Origin of the sequence: Streptomyces sp. NPDC090025 (assembly GCF_044748125.1) — a bacterium.
Classification (GTDB): domain Bacteria; phylum Actinomycetota; class Actinomycetes; order Streptomycetales; family Streptomycetaceae; genus Streptomyces.
In genome coordinates this window covers 61,075-81,663 of record NZ_JBIVFL010000017.1, presented here as the reverse complement: position 1 = coordinate 81,663, position 20,589 = coordinate 61,075, and the positions used below count along the sequence as shown (strand labels likewise).

General features: G+C 71.0%; 19 protein-coding genes and 1 riboswitch. Of the genes, 6 read left to right on the top strand and 13 right to left on the bottom strand.

The window, feature by feature from the left end; translation table 11 throughout:
* Positions 1 to 167: 167 nt before the first annotated feature.
* On the bottom strand, positions 168 to 1,604 hold the full coding sequence (locus tag ACIPXM_RS30400; protein WP_401662295.1) for a gamma-aminobutyraldehyde dehydrogenase: 1,437 nt from the start codon (positions 1,602 to 1,604) through the stop codon (positions 168 to 170).
* Between the two features lie 191 nt (positions 1,605 to 1,795).
* Between ACIPXM_RS30400 and ACIPXM_RS30395 the strand changes: the two genes are divergently transcribed.
* The 5 genes from ACIPXM_RS30395 to ACIPXM_RS30375 all read left to right on the top strand — a co-directional run bounded on the left by ACIPXM_RS30395 (position 1,796) and on the right by ACIPXM_RS30375 (position 7,230).
* On the top strand, positions 1,796 to 2,302 hold the full coding sequence (locus ACIPXM_RS30395; RefSeq protein WP_401662078.1) for an Lrp/AsnC family transcriptional regulator: 507 nt from the start codon (positions 1,796 to 1,798) through the stop codon (positions 2,300 to 2,302).
* Positions 2,287 to 3,669: an aspartate aminotransferase family protein gene (locus tag ACIPXM_RS30390; RefSeq protein WP_401662076.1), complete on the top strand. Its 1,383-nt coding sequence runs from the start codon at positions 2,287 to 2,289 to the stop codon at positions 3,667 to 3,669. The genes ACIPXM_RS30395 and ACIPXM_RS30390 overlap by 16 nt, the downstream gene beginning before the upstream one ends.
* A gap of 220 nt (positions 3,670 to 3,889) precedes the next feature.
* The gene (locus tag ACIPXM_RS30385; protein ID WP_401662073.1) at positions 3,890 to 4,618 is read left to right on the top strand and encodes an ABC transporter ATP-binding protein; all 729 of its coding nucleotides are present in this window, start codon (positions 3,890 to 3,892) and stop codon (positions 4,616 to 4,618) included.
* A complete protein-coding gene (locus ACIPXM_RS30380; RefSeq protein WP_401662071.1) occupies positions 4,600 to 5,685 on the top strand; it encodes a hypothetical protein in 1,086 nt (361 codons plus the stop codon). Before ACIPXM_RS30385 ends, ACIPXM_RS30380 begins: the two co-directional genes overlap by 19 nt.
* A 465-nt stretch (positions 5,686 to 6,150) precedes the next feature.
* On the top strand, positions 6,151 to 7,230 hold the full coding sequence (locus ACIPXM_RS30375) for an LOG family protein (RefSeq protein WP_401662069.1): 1,080 nt from the start codon (positions 6,151 to 6,153) through the stop codon (positions 7,228 to 7,230).
* 98 nt (positions 7,231 to 7,328) lie between these two features.
* On the opposite strand, the gene ACIPXM_RS30370 is transcribed toward ACIPXM_RS30375, so the two are convergent.
* From ACIPXM_RS30370 to rpsB, 10 genes are all read right to left on the bottom strand, one after another.
* Positions 7,329 to 7,922 carry a hypothetical protein gene (locus ACIPXM_RS30370; protein ID WP_401662066.1) on the bottom strand — a complete coding sequence of 198 codons (594 nt, stop codon included), beginning with the start codon at positions 7,920 to 7,922 and terminating at the stop codon, positions 7,329 to 7,331.
* A gap of 197 nt (positions 7,923 to 8,119) precedes the next feature.
* Positions 8,120 to 9,154, bottom strand: a complete 1,035-nt coding sequence (locus tag ACIPXM_RS30365) for an ABC transporter ATP-binding protein (RefSeq protein WP_401662063.1) — start codon at positions 9,152 to 9,154, stop codon at positions 8,120 to 8,122.
* On the bottom strand, positions 9,154 to 10,767 hold the full coding sequence (locus ACIPXM_RS30360; protein ID WP_401662293.1) for an ABC transporter permease: 1,614 nt from the start codon (positions 10,765 to 10,767) through the stop codon (positions 9,154 to 9,156). Before ACIPXM_RS30360 ends, ACIPXM_RS30365 begins: the two co-directional genes overlap by 1 nt.
* Before the next feature lie 47 nt (positions 10,768 to 10,814).
* The gene (locus ACIPXM_RS30355; RefSeq protein ID WP_401662060.1) at positions 10,815 to 11,915 is read right to left on the bottom strand and encodes a thiamine ABC transporter substrate binding subunit; all 1,101 of its coding nucleotides are present in this window, start codon (positions 11,913 to 11,915) and stop codon (positions 10,815 to 10,817) included.
* 83 nt (positions 11,916 to 11,998) lie between these two features.
* Positions 11,999 to 12,108, bottom strand: a riboswitch (TPP riboswitch).
* A gap of 69 nt (positions 12,109 to 12,177) precedes the next feature.
* Positions 12,178 to 13,284, bottom strand: a complete 1,107-nt coding sequence (gene rlmN, locus ACIPXM_RS30350; RefSeq protein WP_399749854.1) for a 23S rRNA (adenine(2503)-C(2))-methyltransferase RlmN — start codon at positions 13,282 to 13,284, stop codon at positions 12,178 to 12,180.
* Between the two features lie 122 nt (positions 13,285 to 13,406).
* Positions 13,407 to 14,567, bottom strand: coding sequence for a phosphatidate cytidylyltransferase (locus tag ACIPXM_RS30345; RefSeq protein ID WP_401662056.1), 1,161 nt, complete (start codon positions 14,565 to 14,567; stop codon positions 13,407 to 13,409).
* Entirely contained in the window at positions 14,567 to 15,124 is a 558-nt protein-coding gene (gene frr / locus ACIPXM_RS30340) for a ribosome recycling factor (protein WP_031008629.1), read from the bottom strand. The genes ACIPXM_RS30345 and frr overlap by 1 nt, the downstream gene beginning before the upstream one ends.
* A 154-nt stretch (positions 15,125 to 15,278) precedes the next feature.
* Entirely contained in the window at positions 15,279 to 16,043 is a 765-nt protein-coding gene (gene pyrH, locus ACIPXM_RS30335; protein ID WP_401662053.1) for a UMP kinase, read from the bottom strand.
* A gap of 158 nt (positions 16,044 to 16,201) precedes the next feature.
* Complete coding sequence (tsf, locus tag ACIPXM_RS30330) at positions 16,202 to 17,038, bottom strand: translation elongation factor Ts (RefSeq protein ID WP_401662050.1); 837 nt, start codon at positions 17,036 to 17,038, stop codon at positions 16,202 to 16,204.
* 129 nt (positions 17,039 to 17,167) lie between these two features.
* The gene (gene rpsB, locus ACIPXM_RS30325; RefSeq protein ID WP_401662047.1) at positions 17,168 to 18,094 is read right to left on the bottom strand and encodes a 30S ribosomal protein S2; all 927 of its coding nucleotides are present in this window, start codon (positions 18,092 to 18,094) and stop codon (positions 17,168 to 17,170) included.
* Between the two features lie 264 nt (positions 18,095 to 18,358).
* On the opposite strand from rpsB, the gene ACIPXM_RS30320 reads away from it, so the two are divergent.
* Complete coding sequence (locus tag ACIPXM_RS30320) at positions 18,359 to 18,862, top strand: M23 family metallopeptidase (RefSeq protein ID WP_401662044.1); 504 nt, start codon at positions 18,359 to 18,361, stop codon at positions 18,860 to 18,862.
* Positions 18,863 to 18,978: 116 nt separating this feature from the next.
* Here the strand turns inward: ACIPXM_RS30320 and ACIPXM_RS30315 are convergent, their stop codons facing one another.
* A complete protein-coding gene (locus ACIPXM_RS30315; RefSeq protein WP_401662290.1) occupies positions 18,979 to 19,539 on the bottom strand; it encodes a TetR/AcrR family transcriptional regulator in 561 nt (186 codons plus the stop codon).
* A 57-nt stretch (positions 19,540 to 19,596) separates the two neighbouring features.
* Complete coding sequence (gene whiG / locus ACIPXM_RS30310) at positions 19,597 to 20,433, bottom strand: RNA polymerase sigma factor WhiG (RefSeq protein ID WP_401662041.1); 837 nt, start codon at positions 20,431 to 20,433, stop codon at positions 19,597 to 19,599.
* Positions 20,434 to 20,589 lie beyond the last annotated feature (156 nt).

The following is a 20,589-nucleotide window of genomic DNA, read 5'->3' as shown; positions in this document are numbered from 1 at the left end:
GAGAAGGTCGTCCTGGTTGTCGCTCTCACCCGCACAGCATCGCGTCCGCCCCCGGCCCGGACAATGGACGCGGTGTCGACTGCAACGACGCGGCCCCGACACCCTGTCGACCAGGGATGTCGGGGCCGTGTTCACCGTACGGGCGCCCGCGCGCCCGTCGTGGGGGTTCAGCCCAGCGAGGTCATCACGTGCTTGATGCGCGTGTAGTCCTCGAAGCCGTAGGCGGAGAGGTCCTTACCGTAGCCGGACTTCTTGAAGCCGCCGTGCGGCATCTCGGCGACGAGCGGGATGTGGGTGTTGATCCACACGCAGCCGAAGTCGAGCACCTTGGACATGCGCATGGCGCGCGCGTGGTCCTTGGTCCACACCGAGGAGGCGAGCGCGTACTCGACGCCGTTGGCGTACGAGACGGCCTGGGCCTCGTCGGTGAAGGACTGCACGGTGATGACGGGGCCGAAGACCTCGTTCTGGATGATCTCGTCGTCCTGCTTCAGGCCGGAGACGACGGTGGGGGCGTAGAAGTAGCCCTTGTCGCCGACCCGGTGGCCACCGGCCTCGACCTTGGCGTGCGCGGGGAGGCGCTCGATGAAGCCGCTGACCTGCGCGAGCTGGTTGGCGTTGTTCAGCGGGCCGTAGAGCACGTCCTCGTCGTCCGGCTGGCCGGTCTTCGTCTCGGCGGCGGCCTTGGCGAGGGCGGCGACGAACTCGTCGTGGATGGACTCGTGGACGAGCACCCGGGTGGCGGCGGTGCAGTCCTGTCCTGCGTTGAAGAATCCGGCGACGGAGATGTCCTCGACGGCCTTGGCGATGTCGGTGTCCTCGAAGACCACGACCGGGGCCTTGCCGCCCAGCTCCAGGTGGACGCGCTTGACGTCCTTGGCGGCGGACTCGGCGACCTGCATGCCGGCCCGGACCGAGCCGGTGATGGAGGCCATCGCCGGGGTCGGGTGCTCGACCATCGCGCGGCCGGTCTCACGGTCGCCGCAGATGACGTTGAAGACGCCCTTGGGGACGATCTGCCCGATGATCTCGGCCATCAGGACCGTGGACGCCGGGGTGGTGTCCGAGGGCTTGAGGACGACGGTGTTGCCCGCGGCGAGCGCCGGGGCGAACTTCCACACGGCCATCATCATCGGGTAGTTCCACGGCGCGACCTGGGCGCAGACGCCGATCGGCTCGCGGCGGATGATCGAGGTCATGCCCTCCATGTACTCGCCGGCCGAGCGGCCCTCGAGCAGCCGGGCGGCACCCGCGAAGAAGCGGAGCTGGTCCACCATCGGCGGGATCTCCTCGCTGGCGGTGATCGCGACCGGCTTGCCGGTGTTCTCGACCTCGGCGGCGATCAGATCCTCGGCGCGCTCCTCGAAGGCGTCGGCGATCTTGAGGAGGACCTTCTGGCGCTCCGAGGGCGTGGTGTCGCGCCAGGCGGGGAAGGCGGCCGCGGCGGCCTCCATGGCGGCGTCCACGTCCGCCTGACCGGAGAGCGGGGAGGTGGCGTACACCTCACCGGTGGCGGGGTTGATCAGGTCGATCGTGCGGCCGTCGGCCGCGTCCCGGAACTCCCCGTTGATGTAGTTGCGCAGCCGGCGCAGCTCGGTGGTCACTGCCACCCCTCCTGTCACGTTCTGTCCTCCGCACCTCTTCGTGCGGCGTCCCGATGGGCGAGACACCTCAGCCTAGTGGGTCGACAGACGCTTTCCATAGGCCCGACCCCCCGGAACTTCGGATTCAGTAAGATCAGGACGCCTTCACAACGAATTTCATCAGTCTGGGGTTGCCAGACCGACGAGGTTCGGTGCACAGTGAAGGTGTGGCCAGTCGAAGCGCAGACCCCAGAACCGGAACCGGTTCGTCCCCGACGATCGATGCCGTGTCCCTGGCGATCATCAAGCAGCTCCAGGAGGACGGTCGCCGCCCCTACGCCGCCATCGGAAAGGCCGTCGGCCTCTCCGAAGCCGCCGTACGGCAGCGCGTCCAGAAGCTGCTCGACCAGGGCGTCATGCAGATCGTCGCCGTCACCGACCCGCTCACCGTGGGATTCCGGCGGCAGGCGATGGTCGGCATCAACGTCGAGGGTGACCTGGATCCGGTCGCGGAGGCGCTGACGGCCATGGCCGAATGCGAGTACGTGGTGATGACCGCGGGCTCCTTCGACCTCATGGTGGAGATCGTCTGCGAGGACGACGACCACCTCCTGGATGTGATCAACAAGCGCATCCGCACCCTCCCCGGGGTGCGCTCCACCGAGAGCTTCGTCTACCTGAAGCTCAAGAAGCAGACCTACATGTGGGGAACCCGATAGCCGTGAGCAGCAGCGACCTCTCCAAGTCCGCCTACGACCACCTGTGGATGCACTTCACCCGCATGTCGTCGTACGAGAACAGCCCCGTCCCCACCATCGTCAAGGGTGAGGGCACCTACATCTTCGACGACAAGGGCAGGAAGTACCTCGACGGTCTCGCCGGCCTGTTCGTCGTGCAGGCCGGCCACGGTCGCAAGGAGCTCGCCGAGACCGCCCGCAAGCAGGCCGAGGAACTCGCCTTCTTCCCCGTGTGGTCGTACGCGCACCCCAAGGCCGTCGAGCTGGCCGAGCGCCTCGCCCACGAGGCCCCCGGCGACCTCAACAAGGTCTTCTTCACCACCGGTGGCGGCGAGGCCGTCGAGACCGCCTGGAAGCTCGCCAAGCAGTACTTCAAGCTCACCGGCAAGCCCACCAAGCACAAGGTCATCTCCCGCGCGGTCGCCTACCACGGCACCCCGCAGGGCGCCCTGTCCATCACCGGCCTGCCCGCCCTCAAGGCCCCCTTCGAGCCGCTGGTCCCCGGCGCGCACAAGGTGCCGAACACCAACATCTACCGCGCGCCGCTGTTCGGCGACGACCCGGTCGCCTTCGGCCGCTGGGCCGCCGACCAGATCGAGCAGCAGATCCTGTTCGAGGGCCCCGAGACCGTCGCCGCCGTCTTCCTGGAGCCGGTGCAGAACGCCGGCGGCTGCTTCCCGCCGCCGCCCGGCTACTTCCAGCGCGTCCGCGAGATCTGCGACCAGTACGACGTACTGCTCGTCTCCGACGAGGTCATCTGCGCCTTCGGCCGCCTCGGCACCACCTTCGCCTGCGACAAGTTCGGCTACGTCCCGGACATGATCACCTGCGCCAAGGGCATGACCTCGGGCTACTCCCCGATCGGCGCCTGCATCATCTCCGACCGCCTGGCCGAGCCGTTCTACAAGGGCGACAACACCTTCCTGCACGGCTACACCTTCGGTGGCCACCCGGTGTCCGCCGCCGTCGGCATCGCCAACCTCGACATCTTCGAGAAGGAGAAGCTCAACCAGCACGTGCTGGACAACGAGGGCAACTTCCTCTCCACGCTGCAGAAGCTGCACGACCTGCCGATCGTCGGCGACGTCCGCGGCAACGGCTTCTTCTACGGCATCGAGCTCGTCAAGGACAAGACCACCAAGGAGTCCTTCAACGAGGAGGAGACCGAGCGCGTCCTGTACGGCTACCTCTCCAAGGCCCTCTTCGAGAACGGCCTCTACTGCCGCGCCGACGACCGAGGCGACCCGGTCATCCAGCTGGCGCCGCCGCTGATCGCGGACCAGTCCACGTTCGACGAGATCGAGCAGATCCTCCGCGCCACCCTCACCGAGGCGTGGACCAAGGTCTGACCCGAACTCGACGCGCGCCACGCCGCCCTCACGGCGTGAACCCCGGCCCGGGCATGCCGCCATCCGAGTGGATGGCGGCGGCCCGGGCCGCGTGCTGTCCGTACAACCCGATCTGAATCCTTAACGTGCCGGAAGACCCCCCAGTGACCCACCGGCCCACCCGGTCGTTCCCCCATCCAGGGGAACGACCACCGTCTGGAATCCGATCGAGGTGTACGCCATGACCCCACCGGACAACGACGTGCTCTGGGCACGTTCCCTGCGCTGCGTACGCGGCGGCTCGGACGTCCTGACCGGCGTCTGGCTCGGCGTACGCGAAGGCGAGATCCTCGCCGTCGTCGGCCCCCGCGGCAGCGGCAAGACCACCCTGCTGCACTGCCTCTCCGGCCAGACCGTCGCCCAGGAGGGCGAGGTCTGGTTCAACAGCGCCCCCGTCCACACCCTCCCCGCCGGACACCGCGAACGCCTCCGCCGCGACAAGTTCGCCTGGATCGACCCCACCCCCGGGCTCGTCCCCGAACTCACCGGGTGGGAGAACGCCGCCCTCCCCCTGCTGCTCCGCGGCGTCCCCCACCGCACCGCCCGCACCACCGCCACCGAATGGCTCGAACGCCTCGACGTCGGCGGCTGCGCCCGCAAACGGCCCGCCGCGCTCACCCACCCCCAGTGCCAGCGCATCGCCATCGCCCGCGCCCTCGTCACCACCCCCGCCGTGCTCTTCGCCGACGAACCCACCGCCGCCCTCCACCGCGCCGACGGCGCCCAGGTGCTCCGCACCCTCACCGCCGCCGCCCGCTCCCACGGCATCACCGTCCTCCTCGCCACCCACGACCCCGAGGTCGCCGCCCTCGCCGACCGCACGGTCACCCTCCTCGACGGCCGCCGCGTCGGCGCCGTACCGCCGGCCACCGGGGCGGAGGGCGTCGCCGCGTGCTCGCTCTCCGTCTAGTCCGCGGCACCCACCCCGTCGTCCAGGCCCGCCGCCTCCTCGTCGCGGCCGCCGCCGCGGGCGTCGGATTCCTCCTCCTGTGCGCCCTCGGCTACGCCGTCGGCCACCCCTCGCACGCCGGCGACGGCCTGCTGCGCCTGCTGTGGTGCGCCCTGCCGCTCGCCGCGACCGTCCAGTTCGCCGTCGCCGTCGCCCGCACCGACCCCAGCACCCGGCCCCGCCCCGGACTCTCCGCGATCGGCCTCGGCCCGGCCCGGCTCACCGCCATCGCCGCCGCCTCCACCGCCGTCGCCTGCACCCTCGGCTCCGCCGTCGCCCTGCTCTGCTACCTCCACCTGCGCGGCGACATCACCGGCCTCCCCTTCGACGGCGCCGCCGCCGACCTGCTCGCCGCCGACCAGCCCCTCCCGCTGGCCGCCGCCCTCACCCTGCTCGCCCTCGTCCCCGCCGTCGCCGCCACCGCCGCGGGCCTCTCCCTGCGCCCCCGCACCACCGAACGCGCCCCGGCCTCCCCCACCGCCGCGCTCCCCTGGGGCGTCGCGCTGCTCGCCGTCGGCCTCGCCGTCGAGACGTACGCCGCCCGCGGCGACGGCGGCGGTGTCCTCGCGGGCTGGATCCTCACCGCGGTCGGCCTCGCCGCCATGGGCCCCGCCCTCACCCACGCGTGCGGCCGCCTCCTCCAGACCGCCCGCCCCGGCGCCGTACGCCTCCTCGCGGGCCGCGTCCTGATGTCCGAGTCGAGCCGCCTCGGCCGCCCCCTCGGCGTCGTCGCCGCCGTCGGCTCCGGCACCGTCGCGGGCCTCGCCCTCTACGGCAGCACCGGCCTCGGCCCGCTGACCTGGCTCGGCGTCACCGTCGTCGTCGCCTGCACGGTCGGCACCCTGCTCACCGCGGCCCTCGAATCGAAACAGACCCGCACCCACACCACCGAGGCCCTCCTCCGCCTCGGCGCCCCACCCACGGTCCTCCGCACCACCGTCCTGCTCCGCGCGACCACCCTGCTGGCGGTCTTCGCCCCACTGACCTGGGCGATCGGAGCGCTCGCGGCGATCCCGCTGCGCGGCTGAGCAGGGTCCGCGGGCCCGCCCCCTCGCATCCCCTCCCCCCCTCATCCCCCACCCCCAGGGGCGCGAGGGGCCCCACCGGCATCAAGCCCCCCACCTCTCACTCCCCCACCGGCGGGGGGGGCGGCCCCACCCCCCTCCCACCCCCACCGACGCCGAGGGGCCCCACCGGCACCAGCCCCCACCCACCCCTCACTCCCCCCAGCGGCGGAGGCGGCTCCCCCCCCACCCACGCGGCAGCACCGGGGGACGGCCTGGGGAGCGGGGGACGTGCAGGGGATCGTGTTCGGGACGTAAAGCGTGATTTGTGGTGCGGGAGACAGGGCCTCAAGGTCTCAAGGGACGTGCTCCGCACCGTAAATCATGCAGTCCCGGACACGGTCCCCGGAACGGCACCCGCTCCCCAGGCCGTCCCCCACCGCGCCACAGCGCCACCGCGCCACCACCCCAACCCCCTATCGTGACCCCATGCGCGAGATCCACAGCCTCGACGAGTTCGACGCCACGGTCCACCACCTCGGCACCCTCCGCGGCACCCGCGTCCAGTCCGTCGACCTCACCGACCGGACCTTCGCCCTCCTCGCCACCAACACCACCGACGCCGTCTTCCTCGGCTGCCCCCTCCAACCCGAAGCCGCCACCAAGATCCGCGCCGACGGCGCCCTCGTCTTCCCGCCCGTCCCCCACCTCCCCTTCGACCCCTACCGCGCCCGCCTCTACTCCCCCGAAGAACTCTTCGAAGGCATCACCGACCACCCCTACGACCGCACCCCCGACGCCCGCTCCCACGCCTGGTTCCAGGAGACCCGCTCCGACGGCGACGTCCTCTCCTCGATGCTGCGCTCGATCCACGACGACGCGATGTCGGACGCCCTGGACGAGCGCCTGTCCGGCGCCCGGGTCGTCGGCGTGATGGGCGGGCACGCGATGGTGCGGGGCAGCAAGGAGTACGCGGGCGCGGCGCGCCTCGGCCGGTCGCTGAGCCGGGCGGGCCTGACGGTGGCGACGGGCGGCGGCCCGGGCGCGATGGAGGCGGCGAACCTGGGCGCGTATCTGGCGCCGCTGCCGGACGGGGCGCTGGCGGAGGCGTGCGAACTGCTCGCGAAGGCCCCGGGGTTCGAGCCGTCGGTGACGGAGTGGGCGCGGGCGGCGTTCGAGGTGCGGGCGCGGTGGCCGCGCGGCGGGGCGTCGGTGGGCATCCCGACGTGGTTCTACGGGCACGAGCCGCCGAACGCGTTCGCCTCGGACATCGGGAAGTACTTCGCGAACGCGACGCGGGAGGACGGGCTGCTGGCGCGGTCGACGGCGGGGGTGGTGTTCCTGCCGGGGGCGGCGGGGACGGTGCAGGAGATCTTCGACAACACGACGCCGAACTACTACGAGTCGCGCGGGGAGCCGACGCCGATGGTGCTTGTGGACCGGGCGCATTGGGAGGAGCGGTTGCCGGTGTGGCCGCTGTTGCGGGCGTTGGCGGCGGGGCGGGCGATGGAGGGGCGGCTGGAGCTGGTGGATTCGATCGAGGAGGCGTTGGAGCGGCTGGGGGCGTGAGGTGCGCGGGGGACGTGCAGGGGACCGTGCGCCTCCGCGCCTCCCGAGGTGAGAGGGGTGGTGGGTGGGAGGCGGGGGGATGGGTGAGGGTGCCGCCGCTACGAGTTGATCTCGGTCAGGAGCTCCTGCGCGACCGCCTGCGTGATCAGCTGCCGCTGCCGCAGGGACGCGACGACGTTCCGCGCGAAGGGCTTGCTGTGGGCGCACGTGTCCATGATGACCGCGTCGAGGAGCCCGGCGATGCCGAGCGTCGCGCCGAGGTCGCCCATGGTCTGCCAGGCCGCCTGGTCGCCGTGCTCCTGGATCTCCTCGGCGGAGATCTGCGCGTCGCCGACCGCGTACACGGGAATGCCGTGCCGGCCGATGGCGAGGGTGTGTTTCCGGACGGCGGGCACCACGTGGAGGATGAGTTCGTGCAGCAGGCCGTCGTAGAGGCCGCCGCCGTTCGGGGCGATCTCCATGGTGATGGTGATCTCGGTGTCGGGCTGGACCCAGCCCACGCGGGTGTTCTGGTCGCGGTCGTTGTCCTCCGAGTCGGACTCGGATTCGACGGTGTCGACGAGCACCATGAGCCGGATGTGGGCGTCGTTCACGGCCGTCTGGACCGTGGCGTTGTGGACGGCGACCGCGCGGACGAACTGGTCGGCGCGCGTCCGCAGTTGGGCAGGCGCGTTGCCTCTGATGATCAGCACAAGGTCCCCCCGAGGGCTGTGCGGGCCACCGTCGGCCCGCGTCGCCTCGACGTTAGGCCCACCAGGGGTCTTTCCGGGAGGAGTTGCGCGGATCGGCACGGGCACCGGGAGGCGCACCGGCGCACACCCCCGGCGGACGCCCCGCCCCACCCCGGCGGCCCCGCCCCACCGGCGAGGCCCTGCCCCGCCCCCGGGGTCTACCCCGCCGCCGCGCCCTCCGCGAGGACGACGACCTCGTCCGCGAGGAACTCCACGTCGACGTCGGCCCCGGCCTCGGGCGCGTCCCGCAGTGCGAACTCCGCGTCGATCGGGGGGCCTTCGGCGGGCCGCAGGGTGACGGCGACCCGGTCGCCGCGGAAGGTCCGGGTGTCGACGTGGCAGCGCAGCCCTTCACCGGGGGTGGCGACGCGGAGTCCGGCGGGCCGGACGAGGAGGCGGTGGTCGCCCTGCGGGGAGCCGTCGGGGACGGGGATCTTGCCCCAGACGGTGTGGGCGGCGGCGCCGGACACGGTCGCGGCGACGATGTTGTCGAAGCCGAGGAAGCGGGCGACGAACGGGGAGGCGGGGTGCCGCCACACGTCGAGCGGGGTGCCGGTCTGGGCGATGCGGCCCTCGTTCATGACGACGACGCGGTCGCCGAGGGCGAACGCCTCGCCCTGGTCGTGGGTGACGGCGAGCACGGTGGTGCCCAACTGTCCGAACAGGGCGCGGAGTTCGACGACGAGACGTTCACGCAGGCCGCGGTCGAGCTGTCCGAGGGGTTCGTCGAGCATGAGGAGCCGGGGCAGGGGGGCGAGGGCGCGGGCGAGCGCGACGCGCTGCTGTTCGCCGCCGGAGAGCGAGGAGACGGCGCGCCGTCCGGCGCCGGGGAGCCCGACGAGGTCGAGGAGTTCGTCGACGCGGGCGGTCTGCTCGGCTCTGCCCGTACCGCGCATCCGGAGGCCGAAGGCGACGTTTCCGGCGACGTCGCGCTGCGGGAACAGCTGGTGGTCCTGGAACATGAGGCCGAGTCCGCGCCGGTGGACGGGGACTCCGGCCTGGTCGGCGCCGTCGAGGAGGACGCGTCCGGCGTCGAGCGGCTGGAGTCCGGCGACGGCCCGCAGCAGGGTGGATTTGCCGCTGCCGCTGGGGCCGAGGACGCACACGGTCTCGTGGTCGGCGACGTCGAGGTCGACGTGGTCGAGGACGGCCCGGTCGCCGAAGCGTACGGTCGCGCCGGTGAGGGTCAGCATCAGAACTCTCCCGAGGTCCGGTCGGAGCGGAGCCGTTCGAGGAGCAGCAGGGACACCGCGCACACCACCATGAGGATCGTGGAAAGGGCCATGGCCTGGCCGTAGTTGAGGTCGCCGGGGCGGCCGAGGAGGCGGGCAACGGCGACGGGGAGGGTCGGGTTGTCGGGGCGGGCGATGAAGACGGTCGCCCCGAACTCGCCGAGGGAGACGGCGAAGGCGAATCCGGCGGCGATGAGCAGGGCGCGGCGGACGAGCGGCAGGTCGACCTCGCGCCAGGCCCGCCAGGGGGAGGCGCCGAGGACGGCGGCGGCCTCGCGGAGCCGGTCGTCGACGGCGCGGAGCACGGGGAGCATGGTGCGGACGACGAAGGGGACGCCGACGAGGGCCTGGGCGAGGGGGACGAGGATCCAGCTGGCGCGCAGGTCGAGGGGTGGTTCGTCGAGGGTGATGAGGAAGCCGAAGCCGACGGTGACGGCGGAGACGCCGAGCGGCAGCATCAGCAGGGCGTCGAAGCCGCGGACGAGCCGCCCGGCCCGCCGGGTGAGCGCGGCGGCGGCGAGGCCGCCGATGACGACGGCGATGGCGGTGGCGGCGAGCGCGTACTGGAGGGAGTTGACGATGGTGTCGGTCATCGGCACGAGGAAGGTGCCGCTGTCGTCGACGTGGGCGAGGGCCCGGTAGTAGTCGAGGCCGTAGCCGTCGGGGGTGGCGAGGGAGCGTTCGACGAGGACGCCGAGCGGGGCGAGCAGCAGCACGCCGATGGTGAGGAGGACGCCGCCGAGCAGGGCCCATTGGCCTGCGCCGCGCGGGCGGTGCTCGGTGCGTTCGGCGGGGACGAGGCGGAGCGCCGTCTCGCGGCGCCGTACGGTCCTGGCGTGGACGGCGAGGATGAGGCCGACGGCGACGAACTGGACGAGGGTGAGGACGGCGGCGGTGGACAGCTGGAGCCGGTCGGCGGTCTGCCGGTAGATCTCGGTCTCCAGGGTGGAGTACGTGGGGCCGCCGAGGATCTGCACGATGCCGAAGGACCCCGCGGTGAACAGGAACACCATGAGTGCGGCGGCGGCGACGGACGGCGCGAGCGCGGGCAGGGTCACGGTGCGCCAGGCGCGCCAGCGGGAGGCGCCGAGGACGCGGGCGGCTTCTTCCTGGCGGGGGTCGAGCTGGGACCAGAGGCCGCCGACGGTGCGGATGACGACGGCGTAGTTGAAGAAGACGTGGGCGAGGAGGATCGCCCAGACGCTGGTGTCGAGCCGGATCCCCCACCACTGGTCGAGGAGTCCGCGCCGGCCGACGAGGGCGAGGAACGCGGTGCCGACCATGACGGTGGGCAGCACGAACGGCACGGTGACGACGGCGCGCAGGATCCGTTTCCCGGGGAAGCGGAAGCGGGCGAAGACGTACGCGCCGGGCAGGGCGACGAGCAGGGTGAGCGCGGTGGAGGCGAGGGCCTGCCACAGCGTGAACCAGAGGACGTCGAGGATGTCCGGCTGGGTGAGGGTGTCGACGACGCGGCCGAGCTGCCAGTGCCCTTCGGGCCTGAGCCCGCGCTCCACGATGGAGACGACGGGCCAGGCGAAGAAGACGGCGAAGAAGGCGACGGGCCCGGCCATGAGGGCGAGCCGCGTCACGCTTCCCCGGCGACGGCCGCGGGGTGCGGCTACTTCAGGACGAGCGAGGTCCACTGCTGGATCCACTGGTCACGGTGGGCGGCGATCTTGTCGGGCGCCACGGTCTCCGGCTTGTCGACGACGACGCCGTGCTTGGTGAACAGCTCGGGGAGGGTGGCGTCGCTGGTGACGGGGTTGACGAACATCTGCAGCGGCATGTCGTCCTGGAACTTCTTGGAGATCAGGAAGTCGATGAGCGCCTTGCCGCCCTCGGGGTTCTTGGCCCCGTTCAGGAGTCCGGCGAACTCGGTCTGCCGGAAGCAGGTGCCGGTGGCGACGCCGGTGGGCGCCTCCTTGGGCTGCGGGTCGGCGTAGAGGACCTCGACGGGCGGGGAGGAGGCATAGGAGACGACGAGCGGCCGGTCACCCTTGGCCTTCTTGCCGCCGGCGGAGCCGGAGAACTCCTGGTTGTAGGCGAGCTCCCAGCTGTCGACGGTCTTCACGCCGTTGTCCTTGAGCTTCTTCCAGTAGTCGGCCCAGCCGTCGTCGCCGTACGTGGCGGCGGTGCCGAGGAGGAAGCCGAGGCCCGGGGAGGACCGCTCGGGGTTCTCGACGACGAGGAGGTCCTTGTACGCGGGCTTGGCGAGGTCGTCGAAGGTCTGCGGCGGCGCCAGCTTCTTGTCGGCGAAGTACTTCTTGTCATAGTTGACGCAGATGTCGCCGGTGTCGACGGGGGTGACCCGGTGCTCCTTGTCGAGCTGGAGCGCGGCGGGGACCCGGTCCAGGCCCTTGGCCTCGTACGGGGTGAAGATGCCGTTGTCGAGGGCGCGGGACAGCAGGGTGTTGTCGACGCCGAAGAAGACGTCGCCCTGGGGGGCGCCCTTGGTCAGGATCTCCTTGTTGACGGCTTCGCCCGCGTCGCCGCTCTTGAGGACCTTGACGGTGTAGCCGGTCTGCTTGGTGAAGTCCGCCAGCACCTCCTTGGAGGCGTTGAAGGAGTCGTGGCTGACGAGGGTGACGGTCTTGGCCGCGGCCCCGGTGGCCTTGGTCCCGCCGGTCTTGCCCTTGTCGCCGTCGCCGCCGCAGGCGGCGAGGGTGGTGACGCCGAGCGCCGCGAGCAGCGCGACGGCGACCGTCTTCTTGGTGTGCACGTGAAGATCCTCCTGGGTGGGACCAGGAAGAGACGCGGCCCTGCCCGCGCCCGGGTGGACCGGACGCGGGCAGGGCGCAACAGCTCGAGTTACGACCGAACTTCCTACCCAGAATGACCTGGGCGAGGTTCAGAGGGTCTGCGGTCTACGGTTACCGCACTCTCAGCGCTGTGGCGCTCCCCTGTCGGAATATGCAGATGTGTTCGAGCCCAGAGTACTAGGCCCGGTCCGCGGCCCCGGATCGGTGGCCCCGGATCCGGGGTCAGCGTTCGGCGGCGGCGAGCTGTCCGCAGGCGCCGTCGATCTCCTGGCCACGGGTGTCGCGGACGGTGACGGGCACCCCGTGGGCGGCGATGGCCTCCACGAACGCCTTCTCGTCCTCGGGCCGCGACGCCGTCCACTTGGAGCCGGGCGTCGGGTTCAGCGGGATCAGGTTGACGTGCACCCGCTTGCCCTTGAGGAGCCGGCCGAGCAGGTCGCCGCGCCACGCCTGGTCGTTGATGTCGCGGATCAGCGCGTACTCGATGGAGATCCGGCGGCCGGACTTCTCGGCGTACTCCCACGCCGCGTCGAGGACCTCGCGGACCTTCCAGCGGGTGTTGACGGGCACCAGGGTGTCGCGCAGCTCGTCGTCGGGGGCGTGCAGCGAGACGGCGAGGCGGCACTTGAAGCCCTCGTCGGCGAACCGCAGCATGGCGGGCACGAGTCCGACGGTGGACACGGTGATCCCGCGCTGCGACAGACCGAGCCCGTCGGGCTCGGGGTCGGTCAGCCGCCGGATGGCGCCGACGACCCGCTTGTAGTTGGCGAGCGGCTCGCCCATCCCCATGAACACGATGTTCGAAAGCCGCGCCGGACCGCCCGGCACCTCACCGTCGCGCAGCGCGCGCATCCCGTCGACGATCTGGTGCACGATCTCGGCGGTCGACAGGTTCCGGTCGAGCCCGGCCTGCCCGGTGGCGCAGAACGGACAGTTCATCCCGCAGCCGGCCTGCGACGAGATGCACATCGTCACCCGGTCCGGGTAGCGCATCAGGACGGACTCCACGAGGGTGCCGTCGTGCAGCCGCCAGAGCGTCTTACGGGTGGTGTCGTCGTCGCACGACACATGCCGTACGACCGACATCAGATCGGGCAGCAGCTCCCCCGCCAGCTTCTCCCGCGACGCGGCGGGAATGTCCGTCCACTCGGCCGGATCGTGCGCGTACCGCGCGAAGTAGTGCGTGGACAGCTGCTTGGCGCGAAACGGCTTCTCGCCGATCGCGGCGACCGCCTCCTTGCGCTCGGCGGGCGAGAGGTCGGCGAGATGCCGCGGGGGCTGCTTGGCTCCCCGCGGAGCGACAAAAGTGAGTTCTCCGGGCTTGGGCATGGTCCTACCAGTGTCGCAGAGATACGGCGAAGGGCTCGCCGCCCTGTGGACGACGAGCCCTCCGTACCGGCTGAACAGCGAAAACAGGCGCGCGGCGGAAGGCCCGGGCAGCCCCGGACGCCTCAGCTGCCCACGAACAGCACCAGCAGCAGCCACACCACCGGCGCCGTCGGCAGCAGCGAGTCCAGCCGGTCCATGATGCCGCCGTGGCCCGGCAGCAGCGTGCCCATGTCCTTGATGCCCAGGTCACGCTTGATCATCGACTCGCCCAGGTCGCCCAGGGTCGCGCTGGCCGCGACCGCGAGGCCCAGGAGCAGGCCCTGCCACCAGGTGCCGTCGTCGATCAGGAACTCCATGCACAGCGCGCCCGCCGCCATCGCGAACGTCACCGCGCCCACCAGACCCTCGCGGGTCTTGCCGGGGCTGATCCTCGGGGCCAGCTTGTGCTTGCCGAAGCGCCAGCCCACCGCGTACGCCCCGGTGTCGCTGACCACCGTGAGCAGCAGGAACGTCAGCACCCGCTGCGGCCCGTCGTCCGCGGTCAGCAGCATCGCCACGAACGTCGCCAGGAACGGCACGTAGAACGCGGCGAACACGCCCGCCGTGACGTCCTTCAGATAGCCCTCGGGCGGCTCCGTCATCCGCCACACGAGGACGGCGAGCGCGGTGAGCGCCATCGCCACCCACGCGCCTTCCGCACCCCGCACATAACCGGCGACGACCATCGCCGCGCCGCCGACGGCCAACGGCACCAGCGGCGCCTTGATGCCCTTGCGTTCCTGCAGGCGCGACGTCAGCTCCCACAGGCCGACGACCACGGCGACCGCCACGACACCGACGAACGCCGGCTTCCAGATGAACAGCGACGCGATGATCACCGCGCCGAGCCCCAGGCCGACCCCTATCGCCGCGCCCAGGTCACGGCCGGCACTCTTCTTCTGCCGCGGCTGCTGCCGGGGCGAGGGAGCGGGCGCGGGCTGGGAGGGGCTGGACATGGGCTCCTGCGGAGGCTCGTACGGCTGCTGATGCTCGTGCGGCGGATGCTCGGGCGGCATCTCGGGATGCCCCTGCGGCATCTCGTCACGGAACAGGGGACCGCTCGGCAGAGCGGCCCCCCGGTCGTGATCGTCCTGGTTGTCGCCGGCGGGAACGTCGGACACGATGGGCATGGGCCGAGTCTGCGCCGCCTGCCGCCCGTCGTAGGCGGGACCCGCCGGGGCAGGCCCCTGGTCGGGTCCCCCGAAGCCGGATCCGGCCGGGGACCCCCAGGAAGAGTCGTTCATCAGACCTCGAGCAGCTCGGCTTCCTTGTGCTTCAGCAGCTCGTCGACCTGCGCCACGTACTTCGCGGTGGTGTCGTCGAGCTCCTTCTCCGCGCGACGGCCCTCGTCCTCACCGACCTCGCCGTCCTTGACGAGCTTGTCGATGGTCTCCTTGGCCTTGCGGCGCACCGAGCGGATCGAGATCTTCGAGTCCTCGGCCTTGCCCTTCGCGACCTTGATGTAGTCGCGACGGCGCTCCTCGGTCAGCTCCGGGAACGTCACCCGGATGATGTTGCCGTCGTTGCTCGGGTTGACGCCGAGGTCCGAGTCGCGGATCGCCTGCTCGATGTTGCGCAGCGCGCTCTTGTCGAACGGGGTCACCACGGCCATGCGCGGCTCGGGAACCGAGAACGACGCCAGCTGATTGATCGGCGTGAGGGCACCGTAGTAGTCCGCCACGATCTTGTTGAACATCGCCGGGTGCGCACGGCCGGTGCGGATCGCGGCGAAGTCCTCCTTGGCGACCACGACGGCCTTCTCCATCTTCTCCTCGGCCTCGAGGAGGGTCTCTTCGATCACCACTTGCTCCTGCGTGTCGTCGCGTTGTGTCCTGCACGGTGTACGGCCGGCAGGGCTCTGTCCATCCCCCGCGCGGGGACCGGCGCCGTACGGCGGCCGGTCCCTGTCATGGGGCGGTTCCCGGTTCGGGTCGGGCGGTCAGGCCGTCCGGCGGTCAGGCCCGGGTGCCCTGGTCGCTCACGAGCGTGCCGATCTTCTCACCCTTGACCGCGCGCGCGATATTGCCCTCGGCGAGCAGCTCGAAGACGAGGATCGGCAGGTTGTTGTCACGGCAGAGGGTGATGGCGGTGGCGTCGGCGACCTTGAGGTCGCGGGCGAGCACCTCGCCGTACTCCAGCGCGTCGAACTTCACCGCGTCGGGGTTCCGCTTCGGGTCGGAGTCGTAGACCCCGTCGACACCGTTCTTGCCCATGAGAAGCGCCTCGGCGTCGATCTCGAGGGCCCGCTGCGCGGCGGTGGTGTCGGTGGAGAAGTACGGCATGCCCATGCCCGCACCGAAGATGACCACGCGGCCCTTCTCCAGGTGGCGCACGGCCCGCAGCGGAATGTACGGCTCGGCGACCTGGCCCATGGTGATGGCGGTCTGGACGCGCGAGTCGATGCCTTCCTTCTCCAGGAAGTCCTGGAGGGCGAGGCAGTTCATGACCGTTCCGAGCATGCCCATGTAGTCGGAGCGGGCCCGGTCCATGCCGCGCTGCTGGAGCTCGGCACCGCGGAAGAAGTTGCCGCCGCCGATCACGATCGCGATCTGGGCGCCGTCGCGGACGACGGCGGCGATCTCGCGCGCGATGGCGTGTACGACATCCGGGTCGACCCCGAGGCCGGTACCCCCGGAGAAAGCCTCGCCGGACAGCTTCAGCATGAAGCGGCCGGACTTTTTGCCGTTGTTGTCGTCGCCCTGTGCGGCGCCCTGATTCATGGAGATCTCCTCGTGCACATACGAAGAAGGCCATTGCCCTGGGGTCCTTGCGGTTTCCCGTACGGCAATGGCCTCCTCGTCAGATCTGCGGCCGTCCCGCACGCGGGCGGGCGGCTGCTTCAGACCCTACCGGGGTCCGGTGTCCGTCGCGTACGGACTCAGATGCCGACCTTGATGCGGGTGAAGCGCTTCAGGGCGACACCGGCCTCGTCCAGGATCTGCTGGACCGACTTCTTGTTGTCGAGGGCGTACGGCTGACCGAGCAGCGTGGCGTCCTTGAAGAAGCCGTTGACGCGACCCTCGACGATCTTGGCGATCGCGGCCTCGGGCTTGCCCTCGGCGCGGGTGGTCTCCTCGGCGATGCGACGCTCGGACTCGACGACCTCGGCCGGCACGTCCTCGCGGGTCAGGTACTTCGGGGCGAACGCGGCGATGTGCTGCGCGACACCCTTCGCGACCTCGGCGTTGGCCTTGTCCAGCTCGACCAGGACACCGATCTGCGGCGGCAGGTCGGGCATGGTGCGGTGCATGTACGCGAAGACGAAGCCGTCACCGTACTGCGCGAAGCGGTCCAGGACGATCTTCTCGCCGAGGTTGGCGTTGGCCTCGTCGACGTACGCCTGCACGGTCTTGCCGGCCTCGATCTCGGACGCGAGGAGCGCCGGGAGGTCGGCCGGGGAGGTGGCGGCCACGTGCGCGGCGAGCGCGTTCGCGACGGCGATGAACTTGTCACCCTTGGCGACGAAGTCCGTCTCGCACTTCAGCTCGACGAGGACGCCGGAGGTGTTGTCGTCGGCGATGAGGGAGACCACGGCGCCGTTCTCGGCGGAGCGGCCCTCACGCTTGGCGACACCCTTCTGGCCCTTGATCCGCAGGGCCTCGACAGCCTTGTCGACGTCGCCGTCGGCCTCGTCGAGCGCCTTCTTGCAGTCCATCATGCCGGCGCCGGTGAGCTCACGGAGCTTCTTGACGTCAGCGGCGGTGTAGTTCGCCATGAGTCTGTTTCTCTCTCGAAGTCTGAAAGATCTACGAAGATCTACGGAGACCCACGGAGGGACGGCGGCGGCTTCGCGAGCCCCCGCCGTCCCGTCCGGGGTTTCCGGAGTACGGAAGGGTCAGGCGGCTCAGGCCTGGTCGGCCGGAGCCTCGGCCTCGGCCACGACCTCGGCGACAACCTCGGCCGGGGTCTCCGCCGGAGCGTCGGCCTGGGCCTCCGCGACGACGTCCTTCTCGGTCTCGACGGAGGACTGGACCTCGGCCTCGTCAGCCTTCTTCTCACCCTCGAGCAGGTCGCGCTCCCACTCGGCGAGCGGCTCGCCGGCGGCCTTCTCGCCCGGCTTCGAGTCACCGGCAGCGGCGCCGGAACGGGCGATGAGGCCCTCGGCGACGGCGTCGGCGATCACGCGGGTGAGCAGGGTGACGGAACGGATCGCGTCGTCGTTGCCCGGGATCTTGTAGTCGACCTCGTCGGGGTCACAGTTGGTGTCGAGGATCGCGACGACCGGGATGTGGAGCTTGCGCGCCTCACCGACGGCGATGTGCTCCTTCTTGGTGTCGACGATCCAGACGGCGCTCGGCACCTTCTGCATCTCGCGGATACCACCGAGGGTCTTCTCCAGCTTGGCCTTCTCGCGGGAGAGGACCAGGAGCTCCTTCTTGGTGAGACCCGAGGCGGCGACGTCCTCGAAGTCGATCTGCTCGAGCTCCTTGAGGCGCTGCAGACGCTTGTAGACGGTCGAGAAGTTGGTGAGCATGCCGCCCAGCCAGCGCTGGTTCACGTAGGGCATGCCGACACGCGTCGCCTGCTCGGCGATGGCCTCCTGGGCCTGCTTCTTCGTACCGACGAACATGATGGAGCCGCCGTGCGCGACGGTCTCCTTGACGAACTCGTAGGCGCGGTCGATGTACGACAGCGACTGGAGCAGGTCGATGATGTAGATGCCGTTGCGCTCGGTGAAGATGAAGCGCTTCATCTTCGGGTTCCAGCGACGGGTCTGGTGACCGAAGTGGACGCCGCTCTCCAGCAGCTCCCGCATCGTGACGACGGCCATGGCCATCTCCTTGGGTTTCTCGGTTCGTATTCCTGACGCCCCGACGCGCCGTGCCACAAGGGACCGAAAAGGCGCTGCCACCCGCCGCGAGGACTGGTGGCGGGGCGTGCGAAGTCGACCCGGTGACCCGGGTCGCCAGGGAAAGTGTACGGGACCCCGGACGCACCGGGTGACGGCGTTGTCCACAACCCCGTCGTCATCCACAGATCCGGCCGGACCCGGTCACCCACCGTGACCGCCGGGCACGCTTCCCCCATGCACCACATGACCACACTGCTCGTGACCCTGATCACCGCGGTCTGGCCGATCGACGGCCCACCACCGCCCGACATCCTCCGCGGCTGGGAACCACCCCCCGGCCCGTACGCCGCCGGCCACCGCGGCCTCGACCTCGCCGCCCCACCGGGCACCCCGGTCCACGCCCCCACCGCCGGCACCGTCACCTTCGCCGGCCCCGTCGGCGGCCACGGCACCCTCACCCTCACCCTGCCCGCCACCGGAAACCCACCCCTGCGCACCACCTACACCCCGGTCCGCCCCCTCGTCCGGGCAGGCACCACGGTCCGGCAAGGAGACGTCCTGGCCGAGGTCACCGAAGGCACCCACTGCCCGACGACCTGCCTCCACTGGGGCCTGCTGCGCGGAGACCACTATCTGAACCCGTGGTCCCTGATGCGAGGCGGCGGCTCCCGCCTGCTCCCGCTCTGGAACCAACCAGAGCCGATGCCCACGCCCGTGCCCGGCCCGTGGCCGCCGCCGAGGGAGTGAGCCGGGGCGTGCGATCTGAAGGAGGGGGACGGGGGTGGGGGGGTGGGGGGGTGGGGGGGTGGGGGGAGGGGGCGGGGGGGCGGGGGGGGAGGCCCCTGGAGGCGGATGGAGCCGGGTCAGGTGCCGTGGACTCCGGTCAGGGCCATGGAGACGGCCGCGTCGGCGATCGTGGCGGGGTCTTCGGCGGCGCCGAGTTCGATGCGGCGGACGGCCGCGTCGACGATGCCCTGGAGGAGCATCGCCTCCAGGCGGGGTTCGGGGCGGCCGAGGTCGGTGAGGGCTGTGACGATCATGGTGATGAGGCCGCCGTGGGCGGCGCGGATCTTCTCGCGGGCGCCGTCGTCGAGCTCGCTCGCGGAGATGGCGACGACGGCGCGGTGGCGCCGGTCGCCGACGAGTTCCAGTTGGCTGCGGACGTATGCCTCGACCTTGCCCGCGGCGGTGTCGGCGCCGGCCATGGCGGTCTCGACCTCGGCGGCCCAGACGGGGAAGTCGACGGCGCAGAGTTCCTGGACGACGGCCGCTCGGGAGCGGAAGTACTCGTAGACCGAGGAGCGGGCGAGGCCCGTGCGCTCGGCGAGGGCGGGGAAGGTCAGTGCTTCCGTTCCGCCTTCGGACAGCAGGGAGCGCGCGGCGTCGAGCAGGGCGCCGCGCTGCATGGTCCGGTGCTCGGCCACGGAGGCCGCTCGAATCCTGGGCACGGCTCCACTGTACGGCGGTGGGGCAAGGGGCTGTCAGCGGCCCGCGTCGGCCAGCTTGGCGCGGAGCTGGAGGACGGACTTGGTGTGGATCTGGCTGACCCGGCTCTCGGTGACGCCGAGGACGTGGCCGATCTCGGCGAGGGTGAGGCCCTCGTAGTAGTAGAGGGTGACGACGGTCTTCTCGCGTTCGGGCAGTGTGTTGATGGCCCGGGCGAGGAGGCGGCGCAGTTCGCGGTCCTCGGCGACTTCGACGGGGTTGTCGGCGGCGGTGTCCTCGAGGGTGTCCATGAGGGAGAGCCGGTCGCCGCCTTCGCCGCCGACGTGCAGGAGTTCTTCGAGGGCGACGACGTTGGCGAGGGACAACTGACTGAAGACGGAGTGGAGTTCTTCGAGGGTGACGCCCATCTCCTGGGCGACCTCGGTCTCGCTGGGGGTGCGGCGGAGCTGGGCTTCGAGGGTGGCGTAGGCGCGTTCGACGTTGCGGGCCTTCTGGCGGACGGAGCGGGGGATCCAGTCCAGGGCGCGGAGTTCGTCGATCATGGCGCCGCGGATGCGGGTGATCGCGTAGGTCTCGAATTTGATGGCGCGGTCGACGTCGAACTTCTCGATGGCGTCGATGAGTCCGAAGACTCCTGAGGAGACGAAGTCGGCTTGTTCCACATTGGAGGGCAGGCCGACGCTGACGCGCCCGGCGACGTATTTGACGAGGGGCGAGTAGTGCAGGATCAGCTGTTCCCGCAGCCTTTCGTCGCCGGTGTCCTTGTACGAGCGCCACAGCTCGTCGAGCGAGGTCGGTGCGGGCGGTCGCACGGTGCCCCGGGCTGCTGGGGGCACCGCGGCGCGGTCAGACCCGGAGGTGTGCTGGGGCATGCGTCGCCTTGAGCCGTTCTGCGATCGGGTGCGTAGGGGTGGTTCCGTTTGTCGGGCGGGGGATCCTCGTGAGCGTAGCGTGAGTGGACTGTCGCGGTGCGCGAACGTCGGTGGATCGCGCCGGTCGGGGTGGTCCTGGCGGTCTGGGGTGGCCTG